This window comes from Ignavibacteriales bacterium (assembly GCA_016709765.1).
Classification (GTDB): domain Bacteria; phylum Bacteroidota; class Ignavibacteria; order Ignavibacteriales; family Ignavibacteriaceae; genus IGN3.
The window spans coordinates 130,559-153,031 of the sequence record JADJMD010000013.1 but is presented as its reverse complement, the minus strand read 5'-3'; the positions used below and the strand labels follow the sequence as shown (position 1 = coordinate 153,031).

At 32.3% G+C, this 22,473-nt stretch carries 18 protein-coding genes; 8 read left to right on the top strand and 10 right to left on the bottom strand.

What is annotated here, in order from left to right; translation table 11 throughout:
* Positions 1-5: 5 nt before the first annotated feature.
* The 8 genes from IPJ23_10445 to IPJ23_10410 all read right to left on the bottom strand — a co-directional run bounded on the left by IPJ23_10445 (position 6) and on the right by IPJ23_10410 (position 10,471).
* Positions 6-2,117 carry a glycosyltransferase gene (locus tag IPJ23_10445; GenBank protein ID MBK7631096.1) on the bottom strand — a complete coding sequence of 704 codons (2,112 nt, stop codon included), beginning with the start codon at positions 2,115-2,117 and terminating at the stop codon, positions 6-8.
* Between the two features lie 22 nt (positions 2,118-2,139).
* The gene (locus tag IPJ23_10440; protein ID MBK7631095.1) at positions 2,140-2,559 is read right to left on the bottom strand and encodes a VOC family protein; all 420 of its coding nucleotides are present in this window, start codon (positions 2,557-2,559) and stop codon (positions 2,140-2,142) included.
* 92 nt (positions 2,560-2,651) lie between these two features.
* On the bottom strand, positions 2,652-3,608 hold the full coding sequence (gene nadE / locus IPJ23_10435) for an NAD(+) synthase (GenBank protein ID MBK7631094.1): 957 nt from the start codon (positions 3,606-3,608) through the stop codon (positions 2,652-2,654).
* 375 nt (positions 3,609-3,983) lie between these two features.
* Positions 3,984-5,966 (bottom strand): asparagine synthase (glutamine-hydrolyzing), encoded by a 1,983-nt coding sequence (asnB, locus tag IPJ23_10430; GenBank protein MBK7631093.1) that lies wholly within the window; start codon positions 5,964-5,966, stop codon positions 3,984-3,986.
* Between the two features lie 2 nt (positions 5,967-5,968).
* The gene (locus IPJ23_10425; GenBank protein ID MBK7631092.1) at positions 5,969-6,223 is read right to left on the bottom strand and encodes an acyl carrier protein; all 255 of its coding nucleotides are present in this window, start codon (positions 6,221-6,223) and stop codon (positions 5,969-5,971) included.
* Between the two features lie 53 nt (positions 6,224-6,276).
* Positions 6,277-6,783, bottom strand: a complete 507-nt coding sequence (locus IPJ23_10420) for an acyltransferase (GenBank protein MBK7631091.1) — start codon at positions 6,781-6,783, stop codon at positions 6,277-6,279.
* 454 nt (positions 6,784-7,237) lie between these two features.
* Positions 7,238-9,823, bottom strand: coding sequence for a polysaccharide biosynthesis tyrosine autokinase (locus IPJ23_10415; protein ID MBK7631090.1), 2,586 nt, complete (start codon positions 9,821-9,823; stop codon positions 7,238-7,240).
* 36 nt (positions 9,824-9,859) lie between these two features.
* Entirely contained in the window at positions 9,860-10,471 is a 612-nt protein-coding gene (locus tag IPJ23_10410; protein ID MBK7631089.1) for a polysaccharide biosynthesis/export family protein, read from the bottom strand.
* Between the two features lie 817 nt (positions 10,472-11,288).
* Between IPJ23_10410 and IPJ23_10405 the strand changes: the two genes are divergently transcribed.
* The 6 genes from IPJ23_10405 (at position 11,289) to IPJ23_10380 (ending at position 17,877) form a co-directional block, all read left to right on the top strand.
* Positions 11,289-12,287 (top strand): GDP-mannose 4,6-dehydratase, encoded by a 999-nt coding sequence (locus IPJ23_10405; GenBank protein ID MBK7631088.1) that lies wholly within the window; start codon positions 11,289-11,291, stop codon positions 12,285-12,287.
* A 3-nt stretch (positions 12,288-12,290) separates the two neighbouring features.
* On the top strand, positions 12,291-13,226 hold the full coding sequence (locus tag IPJ23_10400) for an NAD(P)-dependent oxidoreductase (protein ID MBK7631087.1): 936 nt from the start codon (positions 12,291-12,293) through the stop codon (positions 13,224-13,226).
* Between the two features lie 293 nt (positions 13,227-13,519).
* On the top strand, positions 13,520-14,650 hold the full coding sequence (locus IPJ23_10395; GenBank protein MBK7631086.1) for a DegT/DnrJ/EryC1/StrS family aminotransferase: 1,131 nt from the start codon (positions 13,520-13,522) through the stop codon (positions 14,648-14,650).
* Between the two features lie 256 nt (positions 14,651-14,906).
* Positions 14,907-16,349: a sugar transferase gene (locus IPJ23_10390; protein MBK7631085.1), complete on the top strand. Its 1,443-nt coding sequence runs from the start codon at positions 14,907-14,909 to the stop codon at positions 16,347-16,349.
* An 18-nt stretch (positions 16,350-16,367) separates the two neighbouring features.
* Positions 16,368-17,381 (top strand): Gfo/Idh/MocA family oxidoreductase, encoded by a 1,014-nt coding sequence (locus IPJ23_10385; GenBank protein MBK7631084.1) that lies wholly within the window; start codon positions 16,368-16,370, stop codon positions 17,379-17,381.
* Positions 17,382-17,409: 28 nt separating this feature from the next.
* Positions 17,410-17,877, top strand: coding sequence for an N-acetyltransferase (locus IPJ23_10380; GenBank protein ID MBK7631083.1), 468 nt, complete (start codon positions 17,410-17,412; stop codon positions 17,875-17,877).
* Between the two features lie 29 nt (positions 17,878-17,906).
* Here the strand turns inward: IPJ23_10380 and IPJ23_10375 are convergent, their stop codons facing one another.
* Positions 17,907-18,077: a hypothetical protein gene (locus IPJ23_10375; protein ID MBK7631082.1), complete on the bottom strand. Its 171-nt coding sequence runs from the start codon at positions 18,075-18,077 to the stop codon at positions 17,907-17,909.
* A gap of 193 nt (positions 18,078-18,270) precedes the next feature.
* On the bottom strand, positions 18,271-19,716 hold the full coding sequence (locus IPJ23_10370; GenBank protein ID MBK7631081.1) for an OmpA family protein: 1,446 nt from the start codon (positions 19,714-19,716) through the stop codon (positions 18,271-18,273).
* Positions 19,717-20,135: 419 nt separating this feature from the next.
* On the opposite strand from IPJ23_10370, the gene IPJ23_10365 reads away from it, so the two are divergent.
* Together IPJ23_10365 and IPJ23_10360 are read left to right on the top strand one after the other, a co-directional pair.
* Positions 20,136-21,047, top strand: a complete 912-nt coding sequence (locus IPJ23_10365; protein ID MBK7631080.1) for an ATP-binding cassette domain-containing protein — start codon at positions 20,136-20,138, stop codon at positions 21,045-21,047.
* On the top strand, positions 21,040-22,308 hold the full coding sequence (locus IPJ23_10360; GenBank protein ID MBK7631079.1) for an ABC transporter permease: 1,269 nt from the start codon (positions 21,040-21,042) through the stop codon (positions 22,306-22,308). Before IPJ23_10365 ends, IPJ23_10360 begins: the two co-directional genes overlap by 8 nt.
* Positions 22,309-22,473 lie beyond the last annotated feature (165 nt).

The window sequence follows — 22,473 nt, the reverse complement described above, 5'->3', positions numbered from 1 at the left end:
CAAAATCAGTTTAGCAGTTCTTCATAAATTTTAATCAGATTCTTACTCTGGCTTTCCCATCTATGTTTTTGATATATCTCATACCCTTTATTTACCACCTCAACTGCTTTAACCCGATCAGAATAAATATTGAATATTACATTTGCTAAACTTTCCGCATTACCGGCATCAAAATAAAAAATTGCTTCTTCATCAAAATAGTCATTAATCCCCTGTGTTCTGGGCACTATCACAGGTTTTTTCATATGCAGGTACTCGAATATTCTAGTGGGGAAGTTGATTTGAGTAAACGGACCAAGTCTGTTAGGAATTATTCCGATATCACAAGAAGGAATAATCTCAGCTATTTCTTCAAGAGAAAGAGTTCCAAAATATTTTATCGTATCATTTAATCTGTGTTCCTCAATTATTTTTAGAAGCACTGGCACATATTCACCATCACCATAAATTACTAATTCTATTTCGGGTATTTTGTTTTTTAATAATTTTACAGCATTCACAAGATCCTCTAATCCATATCTTTCAACAATCAATCCATGATACATTAAGATAAATTTATTCTCCTTTGATTTGTTCTGCGAGTTAAGTGCTGCCTTAGTAAAAACCGATTCCTGTGGTGAGTTCATTACGGTCTTTATTTTATCAGGAGGACACCCTCTTAGAACAAACCTATCTACAAAGGACTTGTTAGTCGTGATTACAGAATGAGAAAATTTTATACTCATTTTTTCTTGCCACTTAAGCAGTTTTGTCAATCTGCTCTCATCACCTTCAGAAAATTTTGTAATTAACATTTCTGGTGTAGGATCATGTAAGTCTAGGACTACTTTTGCGCCAAATATTTTAGGAATAACGCTTAAGAAGACTAAAAAATCAGGCATATTATGGACATGAATTACATCGTAACTGTTCTTAAGAAAAAGTTTATTTAGCTTGATAAAAGCCAGAATAAAGAATTTTGAATATAGAGTGATATATTTCCGTTTTGTTGATCTAGATTTAGACATATTTACCCTATAAACATTAACACCATAAACATTTTCTTGTTTGGGTTGGTCGGGTAATCTTAAACAAATCATATCTACTTCGTACCCAGCATTTATTAATGCCTCTGCTTCTCTTCTTGGTCTAACGTCTTGGGGAGAGTAAGAATATACTACCATTAATGCCCTCCCATTTTTTAGTGCTTTCCCTTTATTTTCCGACAAATGCTGGTAATAGTTGTCTTTAAAATATCTTGCAACATCCCTGGGCAGTGCATTCCAATATTTTCCCTCATAATTCTTTTTTATAAATGCTAAAAATTCAGAATAATAGCTTACGGGATACTCTTCAGATTCTGTTTTATTTTCAAAATTAAGATAATCCGGGTGTACATTTATGAGTGCCATCCCACCATTTTCAGCAATCCAATTTAATTTATCAATCCAAATTTGATAAGAGGTCTTTTTTAATAGAATAAATAATGTGAAATCCTGATCCAAAGTATAGGGCATTTCTACATAACCTGATTTACCATCTTTTCGTTCTATGAAAAAAGGGAAAATAGTCCCGACACCATCAGGTTGTGGCTCAAAAGGATCTGTGTCAAAAGTAGATAAATCGTATTCAATATTCAGTTCTGCAATCCAATCAAGTTTATGATGTACTGCAGGTGCTCTGAAACCAACAGAATTCCATTCTTTTAAGTATTGATTTATCTTTATTGCTCGTTCATTAAAAATTTTTCTACTACGGAATAATTTTCCATCGTGCTTTAGTCCATGAACACCAACTTCAAAGCCTTCATTAACAATAAAGTCCCGTAACTCTTTATCAACTTTGTATCTTTCAGGCACGAGGTTAAATGATGATTTAAATCCTAACTTATTCTCAATCTCTAAAAGTTGTTTGCACTTATCATGACCTTTTCTCCATTCAACATCATGAGTAAGTACAAGAGCAAAATCTTTCCCTTCAGGCCAACCAATCCAGTTTTCAGGTTTCTTTTCACTCCCAGGAAGAATTGGCCAGGAATTCTTGTGTGTTTTTAACAGTTTTTTACCGTGTATTCTTCTCAGAAAAAGTTGAATCGACCTTGGAATGACAGGTTTAAATATGTAATACAATCTGGTCATAGTTATTTATTCGAGCTATCCATTATTTAATAATTTTTCTGGCTTTTTTTTCAGTATCAATTAATTCAATATTTAACGCCTGATTTCCTAATAAAAAAGCAATCTGATTATTTTCAAAAGCTTCGCCGGGCTGAGGATTTGTTATAACACGCAACCCTAAATCTTTAAGTCTTATTATTTCTTGGTTAATATCTGTACATCGAAATCCCAAATGATGCAATCCACCACCTTTTCTTGCGTTTCTAAATACCGGTGATGTTTCATCAGTTGGTTCTATCAATTTAATAAGAAGTGAATTTTCCTTATTCAAAAAAACTACTTTAACTTTCTGTCGCGTATTGATAACAATTTCTGTCATCTGCTTATAACCGAAGGTATTTTCCCAGTACTCTATACTCTTTTCAATTGAGTTAACAACTATTCCAATATGATCAACTATCATAATAAACACCAATTTTTGATTGCAGCAGTAATTTCATAAATAAATTTCTTTAACTTTAATTATATAATTGCACAAATCCAAATCAGATATAATTAAAGCGGATTCATTCTGAGATACTCAGTCGTTCTGATTTTTCGCTGCGTATCATGGATAATTGATTCAACATTATCTTTAGTCAGTTCTAAGGCTTCCGCAATTTGCTTTGATGTTACACCTTTTTCCCATCCAAACCAAACTCTGTCAAGAATATCAAATGGAACCCTATAAAAAAATTCTTCCTGTGTTTGTTCTGCACTGTATGTGTCGGTTGTAGGAATCCTTTGACAGATTTCCTCGGGCACTTCCAGATAATCGGCAAGTTGAAATACCTGAGATTTAAATAAATGAGATATTGGTTTAATATCTGATCCACCATCACCATATTTTACGAAGAATCCTTGTTCATGTTCATTCTTATTACCCGTACCTATTACGGCATAATTCCTTGCTTCAGCATGATAATAAAGCATACACATCCTGCTTCGTTGCTTAAAGTTTGAAGCCGCAACTATTTGCAAATATTCTTTAAGGGGTATTCTTTCTGATTTTGTTTCACCGTCAGGAGTAATAATGGTTAATTGAAAAACGTTTAATGTTTCTTTTTCCATCAAATTAGTTGGTAAAGTAATTTTTGCTTTGTATTTACTATTAAACTCAGGGAAGACTTTTTTAATCGCTTCATCTCTTCTATTGTAGCAGCCAAATCCTTCTAAAGCCTCCGTCATATTTTCAACAACATATTTTGTTTGATACTTAGCAGAAAGTTTTTTTGCCAACTCAAGACTGTCAGGATTGGAATCGTTTTCCGGCATCATTACACCTAATACGCGGTCTGGTCCAAAAGTTTTAGCACAAATTGCCAAACAAACTGATGAATCGATACCACCACTTATCCCAATAACAGCTCCTCTTTTCCTTAGTTTCTTACCCACATCTTCTTTAAGTTTTAAGCTAATTTTTTCAAATTCTTTAGCCGGATCAATTTTTATTGAATCTTTTGTGAAATTCATATTTTTAACCTTACATTTTTATTGCTGTTAATATATTATACTTGTTTAGCTTTTTGTTGATGATTTAGAATCTTTTACCACCTATTTACCTGTCTGATTTACTTCAAGTTTTTTCCTGAATTCAATAAATTGAAGAATTTTGTAAATCACGAGTTTATTTCTGCAAGTCATAATTTTTTTTCTTATGTATTATCAGTGTTATAAGTTAATACTATTTTTTCTTTTATTGCTTCTGTAAATATCTCATCTAAAACTCCTTCAATTGCACATTCTACAACTTCAGGAATTTAGATAATAACTTCAAATCTTTTGAGTAAATGAAGAATTAGTCAAATATACTCATGCTTAAATAAAAATCTTCCATAAAACATTATTTTATTTTTCATTAACAGATCTATGATCAAAAAACGTATCGAATTTCCCAGCACTATCATCACTAATCTGAAAGTCTTCAATAAAATTTTTATAAATTATTTGAGTGGATAAAATTCCAACCAATGCCATTTCATCGAACTCACCCGCTTTATCTAATTTTCCAAGTTTGTTGAAAAGTTTCATAACTTTAAAGGGATCAAATATTCCAGTTCTTTTTAAGGCATCTTCTGAACAGTAATCCTTTACTAAATTAAGATTGTTACTTAAAAGGGCTTTATTTATTGGTGCTCTGTAAGGATTTTTCCATCTTCTTATAATGTTTGAAGGAAGTCGGTTTTTAAATACTTGCTTCAGTAGGTATTTTTCATTTAATCCGTTTATTTTGATCTCAGAATTTACTTTCCCTAGAAGCTCGATAACTCTATGATCGAGATAGGGAACCCTTAACTCAACGGAGTGAGCCATAGCAACCCTATCCCCTTGCGACGACAACAGGTAATTACTAAGAAAGATCAGCGATTCTAAAAACTGTGATTTGGTTACAGTATCCCAGTAAAAATACTTAGCAGGCAATAATTTCATCAACTCTGAATAGCTATCATAATTTTGGGTTGAATCTTTAACCTGATTAGAGAAAAAGTTTTTTATTTTACTGGTATTCTTCCATCTGATATTGTGTGAAAAGAAAGGATCGTCGGGATTATCAATTCCGTTTTTAAAGAAAGCGATAAGTGTTTGTTTTAATCGATCATCTTTAAATATATATGGATACAATCTTCCAAGAAGTAATGGTCTGAGTTTGGAATCAGGATCCTTCGCCCAAAAATTTCTGATTTTTGCTTCTTTGAATATATCATAGCCGCCAAAAATTTCATCAGCACCTTCGCCAGTTAGTACAACTTTATAACCACTCTGATTAACCAAGCCAGATAAAATATATAACGGAATAGGCCCTGTTCTTAGTAATGGTTTTTCTGTATGCCATAAAACATTTTCTAAATTCGCTCCAATGGCATCATTGCTTGCTATAATTTCTGAGTGATTAACTTTAAGAAAATCGACCACTTCATTCTGAAATCTACCTTCATCATAATCTTTATTTTCAAATCTGATTCCGAATGATCGGAGTTCATTATTAAAATTCTTTTTAACAGTCTCAGTTAAAGCTGAAGAGTCTAAACCTCCACTGAGATAAGTACCAACAGGAACGTCAGCACGCAAACGGATTTTAACTGAATCCATTAGTGTTTCGGATATCTCATTAACTAAATCATCACTCTTTCTTTTTACTGTTTCTGTATTACTCGCGAAATCCAGATCCCAGTATTTAGCAGTTTTAATTTCGTTTTGCGAAATAAGCATGTAGTGAGCCGGGGGAAGCTCTTTAATGTTACTAAAAGCTGTTTTGCCTGGAAGTGTAGTCCAGTATGTAAAAATTTGATCAAGAGATTCGGGATCAAACGAACGATTAATTTCATTGTTGGCAAAAATAGCTTTTACTTCAGAAGCGAAGTATAATCGTTGATTTTGAATAGCATAATGTAAAGGTACAATCCCAACTCTATCGCGGACAAGAAACAGCGTTCTATTTTTTGAATTCCAGATGGCAAAGGCAAACTGCCCGTTCAGTTCATTTATACAATTAATTCCTTTTTCCTCGTATAAATGTAAAATTACTTCCGTATCACTGGTAGTATAGAATTTATGACCGCAACTAATTAATTCTTTTCTAAGCTCTGGATAGTTAAAAACTTCTCCATTATAAATAATCCATAAAGATTTATCTTCATTATGTATTGGTTGGGTGCCATCCTTGAGATCTATAATACTTAGCCGTGCGTGAGCCAGGCCAATATGATCATCAATATAAGCACCGGTCTCATCTGGTCCGCGGTATTGCTGAACTGAGACCATTCGCCTGAGTGCATTAGAAGTAATTGGTTGTTGATGTCCTAGATTAACAATACCTGCAATTGCACACATGCTTACGCAACCTTTTGGTTAAGTTTTTTCTGAAGGAATACCTCTATATTTTTTAAACTGGAGAGATTATCTGGAATCAACTCCTCATCTTCAACAGATATGTTAAATGTTTCTTCCAAAAAACTTACTAATTCTATTACACCAGTAGAATCTATGATACCTTTATCAAAAAAATCGGTATCTAGCTTAAGTTGCTCTTCCTCTCCAAAAAGAAAATTTTCTATAATAAATTCTTTAACTATATCGATTTGACTCATAATATCTTCTTTCCTTTAATAATGTTTATAAAAAATCTATAAAATTAATCTGACTATGTATCGGGGGTAATCTTCCTTTTTTTGATCGGACGAAGTCCCTTTACGAATTCTTCCTGCGTGTGGCCAGGTGTTAGTGGAACAGTAACTCGCGCAAGTGGTCCGGGGTTTGGCATTCCCCAAAAAGTATTTGGCGGTACATTTCGTGTTAAAACAGTACCTCCTTTTATTACAGAACAATCCCCAATTTTTACTCCAGGTAAAATTAGGCAGTGAGGCCCAATGTAGACATCCTTGCCTATTATCACCTTTCCTGAACTTTTTTTCTGCTTTGGACCAAAATATGAATGTGTATAAACTGTTGTCCTGTAGTTAACTATAGAATTATCACCGATCTCTATATCTTCAGGATGTAATTCATCTAGATATACGGCTTTTGCAATCCATACATTTTTACCCATTTTAACACCTCTAATCTTATGCAACCAAGGTCTAAAACTATATCCAAAAGGTGCAATAAATGAGAGGCTTAATAAAAATCTACTAAAAATACTTTTAATCATAATCCATTATTCTCAGATGATAAATATCTTGTTTGGTTTTACTATAAAAAAAACTTTGAAACTCTACTTGATAGGTACATGCATTAATTAACATTTAATGTTCGATAAAGAAGAAACGAGAACTGCTACTTTGAGATTCCTTCGACTAACAGAGTAGTGATTTTGAGTTTTTATACTAAATATCACACCAATATAAATTCCAAAGAAACTAACAAAATTATAGAACTTCATAATAAATCTTCATTACCACCAGTCTCAAAATGATGATTTCTTTCTCAAATAATGAAATGGAAAATAAATCGACTTAGTCTATTTTCAACTTTTACAGTATTAAATCCCATTTTATAAGAAACCAAAAAGGCACTTATTTAAAAGTTATAAAATCAAATATCCTGAATGCATTTACATTAAATCTTTCGGTCTTACATCAATTTGATTAAGAAAGGATAATAAATCAGGAGGAATTCACTTTAGATTTTTTTCGTATCATTGAACCTACTTTTTTGACTATGTGCCCACCACCTTTAAGTTCTTGAAAATTTCCATTCCCATAGCCGTAACCATACCCATAACTATAGCGATAGCGATAAGAACTCTGAATCTCTGTAGCATTAGCTATAACTCCAAGTATCTTAATTTGTGCATGTCTCATATCCTGTATTCCTCCAATTACTGCATCTTTGATACTGGTATCAGGTCGTACAATTAGTATGGCGTTCTTTACATATTGACCTAAAACGAGCGTATCAACAACTCTTGTCACGGGAGGTGTATCAATTATAACATAGTCATATGTAGATGTATTGATTTTTTCAAAAATTGATTTCATCCTTTCTGAACTTAGTAGTATACTTGAATTTTCTCTTAATCCACCAGATGGTATAATATATATTTTCTTTAATAACTTGTTATAAACCGCAGGAGAACCGCCCTTTTCAAGAAAATCAATTAATCCTGGTGAGTTATGAAAAATATCGAACATCTTAGATAGTTCACCTTTTCTTAGATCACAATCGATAATTAAAATGTTTTTATCATTTAAAGCCATAGTAATAGCCAGGTTTGCAACTATAGTAGTTTTACCTGTATTTTCTTCACAACTTGTAACCATAATTGTTTTGTCTCTTAAATCTAGATGAGACAATTTCGTATTTAGCAACCTATAAGATTCGCTAATTCCTGTATTATCAGGTTGCAGAGTCACAAACTTATCTTTTTCTTCATTTGATTTTTTCATTCTATTTAGAATGGATTTATCAAAATTTGGAATTAAGGCTAATATTGACATTCCTAATTCATCTTCTAAATAATCTAAATCTATGTGTCTTGACTTCATTAATTGAACTAGGAAAACAGCAACAATACCAATAAATCCACCAAAAAATAATCCAATTAACATATTTAGGGCTTTTTTTGGTTGAATAGGTTTTATTGGTAAATAAGGGTGATCAACAATAATAATATCCTGCAATTGAGATAGCTCAGCCACTCTCATCTCTTCACGTTTATCAAGTAGCAACTTAAATATTTTTTCATAAACGTCTTTTTCTCTAACTAATCTTGCCATTTGAGTCTCTTGTGCAGGTAATCGTTGCATCTTAACATCATAACCGGACATTAAGTTATCAATTTTTCGAAGTTTATTCTCTAAGGTGCTGATAATAATTTTGTATGCTGTTAATGTGTTCTGGTTATAACCAGCTAATTTTTCCTTTACAGAACGGATTTGTTCATCCAACGCTATCACATCAGGATGTTTTTCTGTACGTTTTTGGATAAGTTCAAGTTTTTGAAGTTCCAGTTCTGAAAGACGACTCATTAAGCCCGAAAATGGTGATTCACCCGAACTTTCCCCAGAAGGTTCAAGAAAACTTTGATCAAAAAATCTACTTGACTCAAGCTCCTTTCTCATTGCTTCAGCTTTGTCCTTATAATTGGAAAGAAGAAGATCTGTCTGTAATCGCTCTGCTTCTAGAGTGCTCTGGTAATTAAGAAGTTCCTGAGTATTTTGATCAATACTCATTATTTTCCCACTACCTTTGAAGTTGCTTAGGTTACTTTCTGCATCTAATAGTTTTTTTTGAACTTCGGTTAGTTGTTCATCTACAAACTGAAATGAGTAACGAACTGTTTGCTTTTGCTGTTCCATTCTCACTTCTCTGAAGTTATGAATTATGTGATCGGCTATTATTTTGCTAGCTAATGGAGAGGATGACTGAACACTTAGAGCAAACACATCTGTATGACCCACTCGCGAAACATTAATCCCTTTACTAAAATTCAATATAAATTTACGGTAGTTTTTAATGCTAAATGCAATTTTACTCCCTATAGGAGCACTATTCCAGCTAAATTCGAACCTGGCAAAATCGGTATTTGCAGTCACCCAGTTTTTATTTTCTTTCAATGGTTTTGTCAAATCAAGAGAATCAGCATCATAATATTCTTTTAGTGTATCTGAATCACCTACAAATGAATCACTCATAATTGTGATCAATTTATTTTCTTTAGCGTTCCACAATTCAAAATGTTTTTCCCCTATTTTTTTTATGTAAACTACCAACTCTATATTTTCATCTATTAACTTAAAATTTTTAAAAATCGGGAGATTAAATGAAATTTCTTTGGCATAGTTATTCCCAGAATCAGGAAAATCAGTAAAAACATTATTTAGTTTGTAGGAATTTCCATTCCGGTCAATTATCTCATTTAACTCAATATACAGCTTTAATTCATTAATTACTCTACCTAATACTTCATTGGTTTTTATAAGCTCCATTTCTGTTTCGAGCAGATCTGAAGTTTGTAGTTTGACAATTTCATAAAGCTCATCCCTCTGTCCCCCGTTATTGTCGGCAGCTTCTTTTTTAAGCAGGGCTGTAGATTCAAAAACCGGTGAAGAAAACAGATTATATAAAAAAGCCAGAATTAGAAAAATAATTACAGACGATATTATTTTTGTACGCCCCTGATAAACAATATTTAATATCTCTAAAAGAGATTTCTCTTTTTTATAATTCTTAGAAAATTTTTCGACCATAATTAAGATTTTCTTCCTAATACTAATTTGAACTATTTATTGAAAAAAGACTGCGTAAGTGGTTATGGCAAGTGCAACAATGGAAATAATTGTCGTGACCACTCCCGAATTATCTGCCCACCATCTTCTTGGGACATATATTTGATCTCCGGACTGCAATCCTAAGTCCGAAGCATTTCTGCCTTTCTCAATTATTGTTTCCACATCAATCTCAATTGCTTCAAAGTCTCTTATCAGCACTATATCACCTAAATCCGCAGTCTCTCTTGGTCCGCCAGCAAATGCTAGTATTGCAGTAAATTTCTCTGAGTCGGAGACATAATAAAACCCGGGGTTTGTTACCTCTCCAAGGATGTTTATTCTAAATAATGCATTAACACTTAAATGAGGATCTCTATATAACGAATCATAACGAGATTCTATTTCTGATTTAATTTCCTTAAAATCTTTATTAGTTGTATTTATAATACCAATTTGTGGTAAATTTAGTAAACCGTTTGGTTGAATATAATAATCGCCAGTAATCACATCTCCAATATCGAGAAAAGCTATTCTTACTCCATCGCCTGGACTTATTTTCTGTGCATATGAATTTAGACTTATAAATACGCAAAGGGTTGCAAAAAGAATAAAAAATACTATTTTCATATAGGGTTCTTATTTAAAAAATGAATAGAGAATAAACTAATGATATAAAATAATGTTATAATTAAATAGTTCAAATAGCTATGCAAAACTCTCATTTCAAGTTGGAAAGCTAGTGCCGAAAACAACCAATGCTGTAGAATGCGCCCATTGGACTTTAAATTAAGCACTATACTGCTAATTAAAAATTTTTATTACCTTAAAAAACAATATTCATGCCATCAAAAACAGGTAAGTAATGACTATTCAAAGATTAATTCACAAAAAAAATACTAAAATGAGAAAATTATTTTTATTTTGGATCATAACATGACTTAAAAGTATATTCACAATCACAACTATTGTAGAATTATATTACCGTTATATGATAGTTCATAATGAAAAATGAATTCTGGTATAGTCATTACACATTTTAAATTATTTTTACTTCTTACTAAGCGACTAAATTTAATTAGCACAATTCTTGTTGTGCTGCATTTCAAAAAATAATGAATAGACTAAAAAAATTATCTCAGGAAAATATTAAGGTGATTTTCCAATTACGGAAGATTTAGCTCGATCTGGCTTATCTCTGCCTATGTTCGCCGAACTTAAAGACGAGCAGATTGAATACATTGCTTTTAAAATCAAGGAGTTCTTTCACAAGAAATTTTTCATAATTTTTTAATTCATTTTTATATTTAAATTATTTAGAATTTATATTTGTTATTAATTAATGATATACTAAGTTTAATACTAAATAAATTGATATTTAATAAGAGCGTTTATAAAAAATTTTGGCGAATAAATATACATTACTTAATTAGAAGGAGAAATAAATTTGCAGAATAAACATATTGTTGTTACGGGCGGAGCTGGATTTCTTGGTTCACATTTAGTTCGATTATTACTAGAAAAGGGGAACAAAGTGACAATATTGGATGACTTCTCGCACGGCAAAGATTTGCATTTAAAGGAAATTGCTGACAATCCTAATCTTAGAGTAATAAAAGGTGATATAACTAATATTAATAACGTAAAGAAAGCATTTGAAAATGGACAGGTAGTCTTTCATTTTGCAGTTCTTGATTTACGACAATCTATTAAAGAACCACAAAGAGTAAACGATGTTATCGTTGATGGGACACTAAATTGTTTAAATGTCGCTCGCGATAGTAATATTGAACTGTTTGTCAATTGTTCTTCGTCAGAAGTTTTTGGAACTGCTCAATATATTCCAATGGATGAAAAACATCCACTGCTACCAGAAACACCTTATGCAGCATCAAAAGTTGCTCAGGATATGTATACTTTCAGTTTTGGAAGAACTTATGGGTTACCCTGGACCACGGTAAGACCATTTAATATGTATGGCCCGCATTCTCATTGGCAAGGATATAGGGGAGAATTGATTCCAAAGATGATTGTAAGAGCAATGAACCAACAGCCTCTGGTTATTTTTGGCGAAGGTGATCAAACAAGAGACTTTATCTATGTAGAAGATGCTGCGAGAGGGATATTGGATGTTGCAAGTAGTAATTCCTGTCTTAACAAAAATATTAATATTTGTACAGGTAAAGAAACCACAATAAGAAATATTGCTGAAGCAATTTGTAATGAATTTTCACTTGATCCTAAAGTGTATATTCAAAAACAGGAACCCCGTCCCGGTGATGTTATGAGACATCTGGGCGGTAATTCTATCTTTGAAGAACTGACAGGTTACTTACCCAAAACCACACTTGAAGAGGGTATAAGCAAGACTATATCTTGGTTTAAAAGTCTTCCATACTCTCCTGAAGAACTATTAAAACAAGAAGTATTAAGAAGTTGGGAGTAAAAGATTTTACAAGGTAAAAAATTTCTGATTACAGGCTCTACCGGTCGTTTAGGTAAAGAAATCTGCCAACGTCTGGAAGAGTTGAAAGCTACAGTAATTCCTATAATCTTGCAAGGATATCCAGAAAATCCTAAACGGATTGAATGGAATTCTTATGTAAATCCTATCAGGATTTTTGAGAAAGAAGATATAACCAAGCTTGAAGTTCCAGATTATATTATCAATTTCCACTGGCAGGTTAACCGGACTAAATCATTTACAGAACAATTACTTTTTGAGATAAATTCAAATATTTACTTACATGAATTCTTTTGGGAATGGTTGAAAGAAAAACAACCAAAAAAATTTATAAACATATCAACAATTAAAATATTCAGCGAATTAAATGAAAACCCAGTTTCATCATTAACTCTTCCTAAGCCATTAACACCTTACGGTATTTCGAAAGTAACAGCGGAAAATTACTTCAATTCATTGTTCCACAAATCAATCACAAGAGTTGTTAACCTGAGATTAGGATCAATAGCAGCTTTTGGAGAAGTGCCAACACAGTTGTTAACCCAGCTTTTTAACAGCGCATTTAATAATAAAAAAATTTGGGTTAACAAAGAACATATTTCAAATATTTTATATATAGACGAAGCAATTGACCTGATAATTAATTCTGCATTGATTGGTGATAAGGCAAATTACCTTCTTGTTGGTGATGGGCTATTAAACGAGTATATCTCTGAAAGATTTGAAGAGATAAGTCAACGAAAGCTTAATGCCGAATATCGGGATCTAAGTCCAGACGTGATCGATCCTGGATTTATATCAGATGGAGACAAATTGAAATCATCCTGGACTAGGTCCTATTCGCTAGATTCTATGATTGAACAGATTATAAAATTAAATCTCAGAAGTTCCTCTGCTAAAATTAGCAATTGTTTTAAATAATGAATGAATATTGGATCAAAAAAAAATTTTAACATTAAAGTTGTAGTTAAATTGTAATATATAGAATTCTAGCCTTGGACCAGTAAAACGATTGTAATAAACATAGGTCTAAGTTAGAGTCAGGAGTAACAGCAAAGAATAATAAAAACACACTTGGTTGTCACCGACTAATCAGCGACAAGATATTAGGGAATAAATTAAAAAATAAATTTTTTTTTAAGTAATAAACCGTATCTGCAAATAAGAACAATTAATATCTTTTTTACGACTTAATAAAATCTAATGGAGAAAAAATGAATATTCCTTTTTTGGACCTTAAGGCAAATTACAATTCAATAAAATCAGAAGTTGATTCTGCTATTCAGAATGTTCTGGATAATACAGCCTATATATTAGGTGCATCTGTACAAAATTTTGAAAAAGATTTTGCCGCTGCGCAGGATGTAAAGTATTGTCTGGGAACAAGTTCAGGTACAGACGCAAATCATTTAGTGCTTTGGGGTTTGGGAATTGCAGCAGGGGATGAAGTGATAATTCCTGCAAATACTTTTATCGCAACAGCTTGGGGCGCAACTCTTTGTGGTGCTACTCCTGTTTTTGTTGATTGTCATCCGGAAAGTTATAATATGGATCCGGCAAAGGTTGAGGAAGCAATAACAAGTAAAACAAAAGCTATTGTCGCGGTTCATCTATACGGACAAAGTGCTGATCTTGATCCATTAAAAGAGATTGCAAAAAAACACAAAATTATTTTAGTGGAAGATGCTGCTCAGGCACATCTTGCGGAGTACAAAGGAAAGCCAATTGGCGGATTATCTGCAGCTGCTTCTTTCAGTTATTATCCCGGAAAAAATCTTGGAGCTTATGGCGAAGGCGGAGCTGTTACAACTAATGATGAAGCACTTTTTAACCGTGTAAAAAAATTGAGAGAACACGGACAATCACAAAAATATTATCACGATTCTTTTGGACATAATTACAGAATGGAAGGCATTCAAGGTGCTGTTCTTGGTGTTAAACTAAAACACTTAAGTAAATGGACTGATGCAAGAAGAGCAGTAGCTGCTAAATATAATGAAGGTCTAAAAGGGTTGGGAAAAGTTATAACACCAAAAGAAATGAGTTATGCAAAACACGTCTATCATTTATATGTTATACAATTAAATGATGGAAGTTTTGAAGCAAGTAATCAACTTAGAGATAAGTTAAAGGATTTCTTAACTCAGCAGGGAGTTAATGTTGGTTTACATTATCCAATTCCGCTTCATATGCAGGAATGTTTTAAAGGATTAGGATATAAAAAAGGTGATTTCCCAAATAGTGAAAGAATTGCCGAGGCAGGGTTATCGCTTCCGATGTTCCCTGAAATGAATGATGAACAAATTAATTATGTTGTTGGGAAAATTAAAGAATTCTTTAAATAAGATCATCTAACCTGGATTTAACAGACGGCCCGAGTTATTAATAATTTCGGGCTGTTTTATTATTTTCTCCAGCATATAGATTTATTTCAAGTGCAAAATAACTTCTTAGTTGTCTCATATTTCAATTAGTCTATTTTCTATCTCATTTTGATATAATAATTGAACTGTTTTGTGTTAAATCGCTTATAAAACAGGACTTTAGCGAATGGCATAATTCTGGAAAGTTTAACCGAACTTAACTATTTCAATTATATCTATGAAAAAAAATTACAAATACAAATACTTTTTCGGAATTGCAGATTTTTCAATTCTTTTATTCTCCTTCTTAGTATCAATATTCATTTTAAGAAATGATACAACTGCAAATTTCTTTTCATTCTACGCAGCAATTCCAGGAATCCTTTTATTAATTTTTACAATCTCTCTTATAATTCTACTCATTTTTCAATACAATGGTTTGTATAGATTAGATATTATATTAAACAGGTCAACACATTTTACTCACATTCTAAAAGCAATCTATTATAGTTCATTACAAATTGTACTTTTATCTTTTATTCTTGATTCAAGAATGATACTTGATTCCAGATTACTTTTTGTTTTCTTCTTTCTTGTTTCTGTTGGATTGCTGTTTTTAATAAGAGTTGAATTACTTAAATGGGTATTTGTTGAACTTAGTCAGACAAGCTTTAAGCGGAATGTAGTTATTGTTGGTAATGGTAAATCGGGTAAACTTCTAGCCACTAAATTACTGTACGAAAATCCTTTAGGACTAAACATAATTGGATTTGTGGATGAAGAAAGACATATCGGTGATTTTGTTGTTGCCGGAAAAAAAGTATTAGGAAATTTAGAAGATCTTCCTAAAATAGTTAAAACCAGGATAGTTGATGAGCTTATAGTAGCTGTTGATAACGAATCTTATGAAAGATTTTTTGATATTGTTGATCAGTGTAAAACTTTAAATGTTCCTATCAGAATGACATCAAACTTGCTTGATGTTGTTAATCAAAGATTGAAAACTGAAAAATATACTGATATTCCGGTTATTGATGTTGCCCCACAGTACAATGATAATTTTACACTTGGACTTAAACGAATTACTGATGTTATAACAGCCTCATTCGGCTTACTAATCCTATCACCATTCTTTGCATTAATTGCTGTTCTTGTAAAGTTGTCTTCACCAGGACCAATTTTCTTTAAACAGGCAAGAATAGGTAAAGATGGAAAGGAATTTAGTTTTTATAAGTTCAGATCGATGAAACAGATAGACGGTGAAGATGAAGATCGAAAAAAGAAAATGATCGAGTTTATGAAAAATGGTGCTGATAAAAATGCTTCAGACACAAAAGTTATAAATGAAAACCGAGTTACTAAGATTGGTAAAATAATCAGAAAAACTTCGTTAGATGAGTTACCACAATTGTACAATGTTATCAAAGGGGATATGAGTCTTGTTGGGCCTAGACCTTGTCTGCCTTATGAATTTGAAAATTACCCTGAGTGGCAGAAACGAAGAGTAAGCGTTATTCCAGGTTGTACAGGCGTATGGCAAGTATGGGGAAGAAGTTTAGTTACATATGAAGAAAGTGTAGTTTTAGATCTCTATTATATAAATAATATGTCCCCTTGGCTCGATATCCAACTGATCTTCCAGACAGTTCCTGTGATGTTGTTTTCAAGAGGAGCAAAATAAAATTTAAAAAGGTTTACAATGAAAGTTGCAATAGTAGGTTTAGGATACTGGGGTCCAAATTTAGTTAGAAATTTCTTATCGCAGCCTGATGTTGAAAAAGTAGTTGCTTGTGATATGAGAGAAGACAGGCTAAAAGTAATTAAGCAAAAATTTCCGAGTGTTCATGTTTCTAACGATTGTGAAAGTGTTTTAAAAGGTGAGTGCGAACTTATTGTTATCGCTACTCCTGTTGCAACACATTATCCAATCGCAAAAAAAGCACTTGAAAATGGAAAACATATTTGGGTAGAAAAACCTTTTACTGCAAGTGTTGCCGAAGCTGAAGAACTCGTAGAAATTGCTGAAGCTAGAAATCTTAAAATATTTGTTGATCACACCTTTATATATAATGGCGCTGTTCTTAAGATGAAAGAACTTGTTGAAAAAGGTGAGCTTGGCAACATTCTTTACTTTGATTCTGAAAGAATTAACCTTGGATTATTCCAGAGAGATGTAAATGTTATTTGGGATTTAGCTCCACACGATTTATCAATTATGCAATTTATTCTGGGCAAAAAGGCAAAAGCTATTTCCGCCAATGGTATTGCAAACTTTAACGGTAAAGAAAACATTGCACATATCAGCATTTATTTTGAAGACAATTGTTTTGCACATTTTCATGTTAATTGGATTTCACCAGTTAAGATAAGAAGAATGATTGTTGGCGGTTCAAAGAAAATGTTAGTTTATGATGATATGGAAAATTTTGAAAAGATAAAAGTTTATGATAGTGGAATTGATATTAAATCACCTGAAGGAATACATGAAGCTCTTGTACAGTACAGAATCGGTGATATGTTTTCTCCAAAAGTTAATCAAACAGAAGCACTTGCTTTAGGTGCACGCGAATGTTTGGATGCGATCAAGGAAAACAGACAGCCATTAACAAACGGGTATGACGGATTAGAAATTGTAAAGCTATTGGAAGCAAGTGATAAATCATTAAAAGGTATGGGAAGAATTGTTGAAATACAGGAATTAGTACACTTTTAATTACTCAACTAATAACACGGAAACAATTTTGGAAAAGAAAAATATTAACAATGTAAAACTGGGTAAAGACGTTAAGATTTTTGATTTTGTAAATCTTTATGGTTGTTCAATTGATGATAATTCAAAGATTGGAACATTTGTAGAAATACAAAAAAATGCTTCAGTTGGTAAGAACACTAAAATTTCTTCACACACATTTATCTGCGAAGGTGTTCACATTGGGGATAATGTTTTTATAGGGCACAATGTAACCTTTATTAATGATAAATATCCTCGATCTGCAAATCCTGATGGGACAATGCAAACAGAAGCTGATTGGGCTGTGGTAGAAACATTTATAAAAAATGGGGCTTCGGTTGGTTCATCATCTACAATATTGTGTGGTGTTACTGTTGGCGAGAACGCCATTGTTGGAGCTGGGGCTGTTGTTACCAAAGATGTACCAGCAAACACAGTTGTTGCCGGTGTACCTGCAAAAGTTATTAAAAAGCTATAAGTATTCCTTATAGCTTTTCTTTTAAAATCTTATCTTGTGAAAATCACAATAAGTGAGGAGACAAGAACAACAAAATAAATAAAACCCAAACGTGCTTTAATCATTCCCTTGTTATCATTCCCTGATTCAGAAGATTTTTTAACAGTTGCTTCTGAATTTTCCCATTCACCCTGATGTAATCTGAAAGCGGAGTCTCTCATTTTTACACTTCTTTTATTCTGAAAGTAAAATAATTTGACCTAAAACTATCAATATTCATTCCTTATTAAAAGTTTTGAAATAATGCTGTAATTTGAGGTAAGAACCAAAGAAAGGTAAAAACTACAAGTAAAACTTCTGTTAGGAAGTTTATCGACATGTATACAAGTGGCTAATATTTAACTATTGAGAATATTAATCTTCTCTAATAATCATTATTCTTCTATTAGAACTTCTTCCTTCTGCAGAATTGTTATTACCGATTGGGAATGAATCTCCTAAGCCGTATACTTCTAATTGATCTGCCAAAACACCCTGAGTTATTAGATAATCATATGCAGATCTTGCTCTGTCATAAGATAGTTTTTTGATAGTATAAGAAGATCCCTGACTATCCATATGACCCTCTATACGCCATTTGCTTTTGGGCTGGTTTTGTATATAAAAGGCAATTTCATTAAGAACAAGTTTTGCAGCTTCCGTTAAATTTGACGAACCATTATTAAAAGTATCATCGCCCCTTAGGTTAAATTGATAGAAAGTTTCTTGCTGTGCCGCATCAGGACAGCCATCCCCATCTTCAAAATTATTTATTGTTTCAGGTTGATCAGGACATTTGTCGTTTATATCGAGAATTCCATCACCATCGTTATCAACGTCGGGGCAGCCGTCTTCATCCTGAAAGCCATCTATGTCTTCTGCTTCATCCGGACAATTATCATTTACATCCCAAATACCATCTTTGTCGTTATCAAGATCAGGGCAGCCATCCCAATCTTCAAATCCATCTTTATCTTCCGCTTGATCCGGACATTTATCTTGTAAATCTAAAATACCATCTTTGTCATTATCGGGATCAGGACAACCATCTTCATCTTCAAACCCATCAAAATCTTCTTTAGAATCCGGACATATATCTACATTGTCTTTTATTCCATCGCCATCAGAATCAAAGTTGCCGGTGAACGCGTATGAAATTCCTAACATTCCGGTTAGGTATGTATCATTATTTGTTGAAGCAGAGACATCATCCAAATAATCTGAGGATGTTGGGTAGTAACTCAATTGAGTATTGACGCTAAATCTTTCTGATATTTTAATCTTTAATTCACCCTCAAAATAAAAACTAATAATCTCTTTTTTATAGACATCTGCCTTATTAAATGGGCGTATTTTTCCATCTGAATCTTTTGGGCTGAATTTGAGAAATGTACCACCCACTGTAATAGAAGGGATAAAATAATCATTAAAGGCATAACCAAAACTAATTCCAGAACCTATTTGGATTCCGTCCGTTGAAATATGATCGGGGATATCACGCAGTCCATCGTTACTTGAAATTAAATTTCTTGTATCATTAAATTTAAGGGTTAAGCCACCTGCAAATGCTTTAACACCAAGCCTGGAATTCTGAATAATTATTGGATAATATTCAATTGAGCCTCTAAAAGCAGGACCGGGTGTCGCATTTTTATAGTCGGAAGATCCATATGCTAAACCACCTTCAAGTGATAAAATAAAATTTTGTAAAAGAAAATTGTTATCAGTAGATGGAGTTTGAGAATTAGATTGATAAATCACTGTGAGTGATAAGAGAAAATAAACAAAAATTATTTTGAAAAATTTTAACATATTTAACATAATTTCTTCTTTAAATTAATAAGAAACTGTAAATGTCTTACCGCAGTATGATCAGCATTGTCATAATCTTTGATGCAAAGATAAGAAAAGACTTTGCGTTATAACAATAATCAAATGTAAAATTATTTGATTAAGCGTCGAACTTAATTATAGATTAATATCAATCTGAAACAATACGAAATATTAAAATTACGCTATTTTGGAATTTTTTATAACCTTTTTTCTGGCATAAAGGTTGACTATTAGAAAAAGACAAAACGAAAATTAAGTTACTTAAATATTATAAAAATTGTTGTTGGTTAAGCCCGTTCAGAAATGTTCGGGCTTTTTTATTTGATCGCAACTTTTCTTACTTAAACGGTATTCTCTGCTAGATATGATTTGTGTAATTTTACCTTTAATTAATTTAAGAGTTGAGAATGAATGTACTGGAAGTTAAAAATCTTACTAAAAGATTTAGTGGAATTACCGCCGTTGATAAAGCATCATTTTCCGTTTCGGAAGGTTCTGTGTTTGGATTGATTGGCAGAAACGGTGCTGGAAAAACTACTACAATTAGAATGATGTTAAATATTTACTTCCCTGATGAGGGTGAAGTTTTATTTAAAGGTTCAAAGATTGAACAGGATTTTAAAGATTCTGTTGGCTATTTGCCTGAGGAGCGAGGTCTTTACAAAAAGATGAAAGTATTGGATATGCTGTTATTCCTTGCCGAACTAAAAGGTAAAAAGGGAAGTGACGTTTCAAAATCAGCATTACAATATTTAGAAAGGTTTGATCTTGCGGATAGAAAAAATTCTAAGATTGAAGACCTCTCAAAAGGGAATCAGCAGAAAATACAATTTATTGGTACAGTTCTTCACGATCCTGATTTTTTAATTTTTGATGAACCCTTTTCTGGGCTTGATCCTATCAATACAAATCTTTTAAAAGAAATAATTCTTGAAATGAAAAACAAAGGCAAAGTTGTAATCTTTTCAACACATCTAATGGAATTTGCAGAAAAGATGTGTGATTCTATTGCAATGATTGATAAGGGTAAGATAATACTAAATGGCAAACTAACTGAGATTAAAGAAAAATATGCAAGCAGGAATGTAAGTCTAAATTATAATGGTAATATATCTTTTCTAAATAATCACCCTATTGTTGAAAGCATTGAAAATTACGGAAACACAACAGGTATAAAACTTAAAAATGAAAACTCCGATCAGGAATTATTAAAATTACTTATGGCAAATAATATTTCAATTAAAAAGTTTAATGTGGATGAAATTTCTCTGCACGAAATTTTTGTTTTGCTTGCAGGAAAAGAGGTTGCAAATGTTTAATACAAGAACACTCGCAATTATAAAACGCGAACTTAAAATGAAGCTTTTTAGCAAATCATTTATTCTTATGACTTTGCTTGTACCTTTATTTATGGTTGTAATATTTTCGATTCAGTATTTGGTTCATTCACTTTCTGATGAGGAAAGAGCTGATTTAATTGTGATTTCTGATTCCGATGAAATTTTAAACAAACTTCAAAATGAGATATTCCAAACAAGTTCTTTTAAATCTGGTGATCTTACTGCACGATTTGAAAAAATTGAATTACCAAAATTCAATTCTAAATTGATTGAAGTTAAACCTGATATTATAGCTCAAAGAATTACAGGTGTTGTTTTTATACCATCAACCTCTTTGCAATCAAAAGGCGTTGAATACTATTCATCAAACCCAAGCAACTCTTCTTTATTTTATAAGATAAAACCATCTATTAATAAAACTCTTGTTGAGATTTATTTTGCCGGCAGACTTTTAACGGATGATGAAATAAAATTTGCTAGAAAAGATGTTGAGATAAATGGTTTCAGAGTTTCATCCGATGAAAAGGTTGCAGAAGAAGGCTACGGAAACAGAATTGCAATGGTGTTGTTCTCTTTTCTTCTTTATATGGCATTAATATTCTCCGGCACTATGACAATGAATGCTGTTGTGGAAGAGAAAAGTAATAAAATTGTGGAAGTACTGCTTTCTTCTGTAAGCAGTACAGAACTTATGGCCGGAAAAATAATTGGGACTGTTATAGTTCAGGTTTTGCAAATGGCTATATGGTTAAGTCCGATGGTTTTGCTTATTTCAACAAGCTGGTTTTTCATTCCAGCGGAATTTATGCCACAAATGAATTTTGGATTTGTACTTTATTTCTTATTTAACTATTCAATTGCATTAATCAGTTATGTTGCACTTTATGCATCAGTGGGCGCTATTTTTGATAACCCTCAAGATGCACAATCCGGTGTTTGGCCGTTGTTAATGTTAATAATGATACCCTTTTTTATTGCACTTGGCATGGAATCAAACGCACAAAGTTCTTTGGCGCAAATTGCTTCACTATTTCCATTCTCTTCTTTAATTGTTATGCCTGCACGAATGATATTGGTTGAGGTTCCGATTTGGCAGATATTACTTTCCGTTGTTATAAATCTTGTAGTTTTAATTGGAATATTTAAATTAGCAGGCAAGATATACCGCATAGGAATTTTACTTACAGGTAAAAAGCCCAAATGGTCAGAAGTTATTGGCTGGTTAAAGATGAGTTCCTAATCACAATTAAACTTGAATCCTCTAATAGAGCACCTCCTCTAATAGGAAGTGCTTTTTAACTATTTCTCATACAAAAAATTAAACCATCTTAGGGAATCTTTTGTCTAATTTTGCAGTTTACTAGTTATCAATTGTTTTAATAATAAATCCAGTTTGAGAGATCAA

Coding starts and splice junctions, on each gene's coding strand:
- asnB (MBK7631093.1), bottom strand. CDS start 5,966: ATGTGTGCAATTGCAGGTATTGTTAATCTAGGACATCAACAACCAATT.
- IPJ23_10395 (MBK7631086.1), top strand. CDS start 13,520: ATGAATATTCCTTTTTTGGACCTTAAGGCAAATTACAATTCAATAAAA.
- IPJ23_10410 (MBK7631089.1), bottom strand. CDS start 10,471: ATGAAAATAGTATTTTTTATTCTTTTTGCAACCCTTTGCGTATTTATA.
- IPJ23_10360 (MBK7631079.1), top strand. CDS start 21,040: ATGTTTAATACAAGAACACTCGCAATTATAAAACGCGAACTTAAAATG.
- IPJ23_10425 (MBK7631092.1), bottom strand. CDS start 6,223: ATGAGTCAAATCGATATAGTTAAAGAATTTATTATAGAAAATTTTCTT.
- IPJ23_10385 (MBK7631084.1), top strand. CDS start 16,368: ATGAAAGTTGCAATAGTAGGTTTAGGATACTGGGGTCCAAATTTAGTT.
- IPJ23_10365 (MBK7631080.1), top strand. CDS start 20,136: ATGAATGTACTGGAAGTTAAAAATCTTACTAAAAGATTTAGTGGAATT.
- IPJ23_10390 (MBK7631085.1), top strand. CDS start 14,907: ATGAAAAAAAATTACAAATACAAATACTTTTTCGGAATTGCAGATTTT.
- IPJ23_10415 (MBK7631090.1), bottom strand. CDS start 9,823: ATGGTCGAAAAATTTTCTAAGAATTATAAAAAAGAGAAATCTCTTTTA.
- IPJ23_10445 (MBK7631096.1), bottom strand. CDS start 2,117: ATGACCAGATTGTATTACATATTTAAACCTGTCATTCCAAGGTCGATT.
- nadE (MBK7631094.1), bottom strand. CDS start 3,608: ATGAATTTCACAAAAGATTCAATAAAAATTGATCCGGCTAAAGAATTT.
- IPJ23_10375 (MBK7631082.1), bottom strand. CDS start 18,077: ATGAGAGACTCCGCTTTCAGATTACATCAGGGTGAATGGGAAAATTCA.
- IPJ23_10420 (MBK7631091.1), bottom strand. CDS start 6,783: ATGATTAAAAGTATTTTTAGTAGATTTTTATTAAGCCTCTCATTTATT.
- IPJ23_10440 (MBK7631095.1), bottom strand. CDS start 2,559: ATGATAGTTGATCATATTGGAATAGTTGTTAACTCAATTGAAAAGAGT.
- IPJ23_10370 (MBK7631081.1), bottom strand. CDS start 19,716: ATGTTAAATATGTTAAAATTTTTCAAAATAATTTTTGTTTATTTTCTC.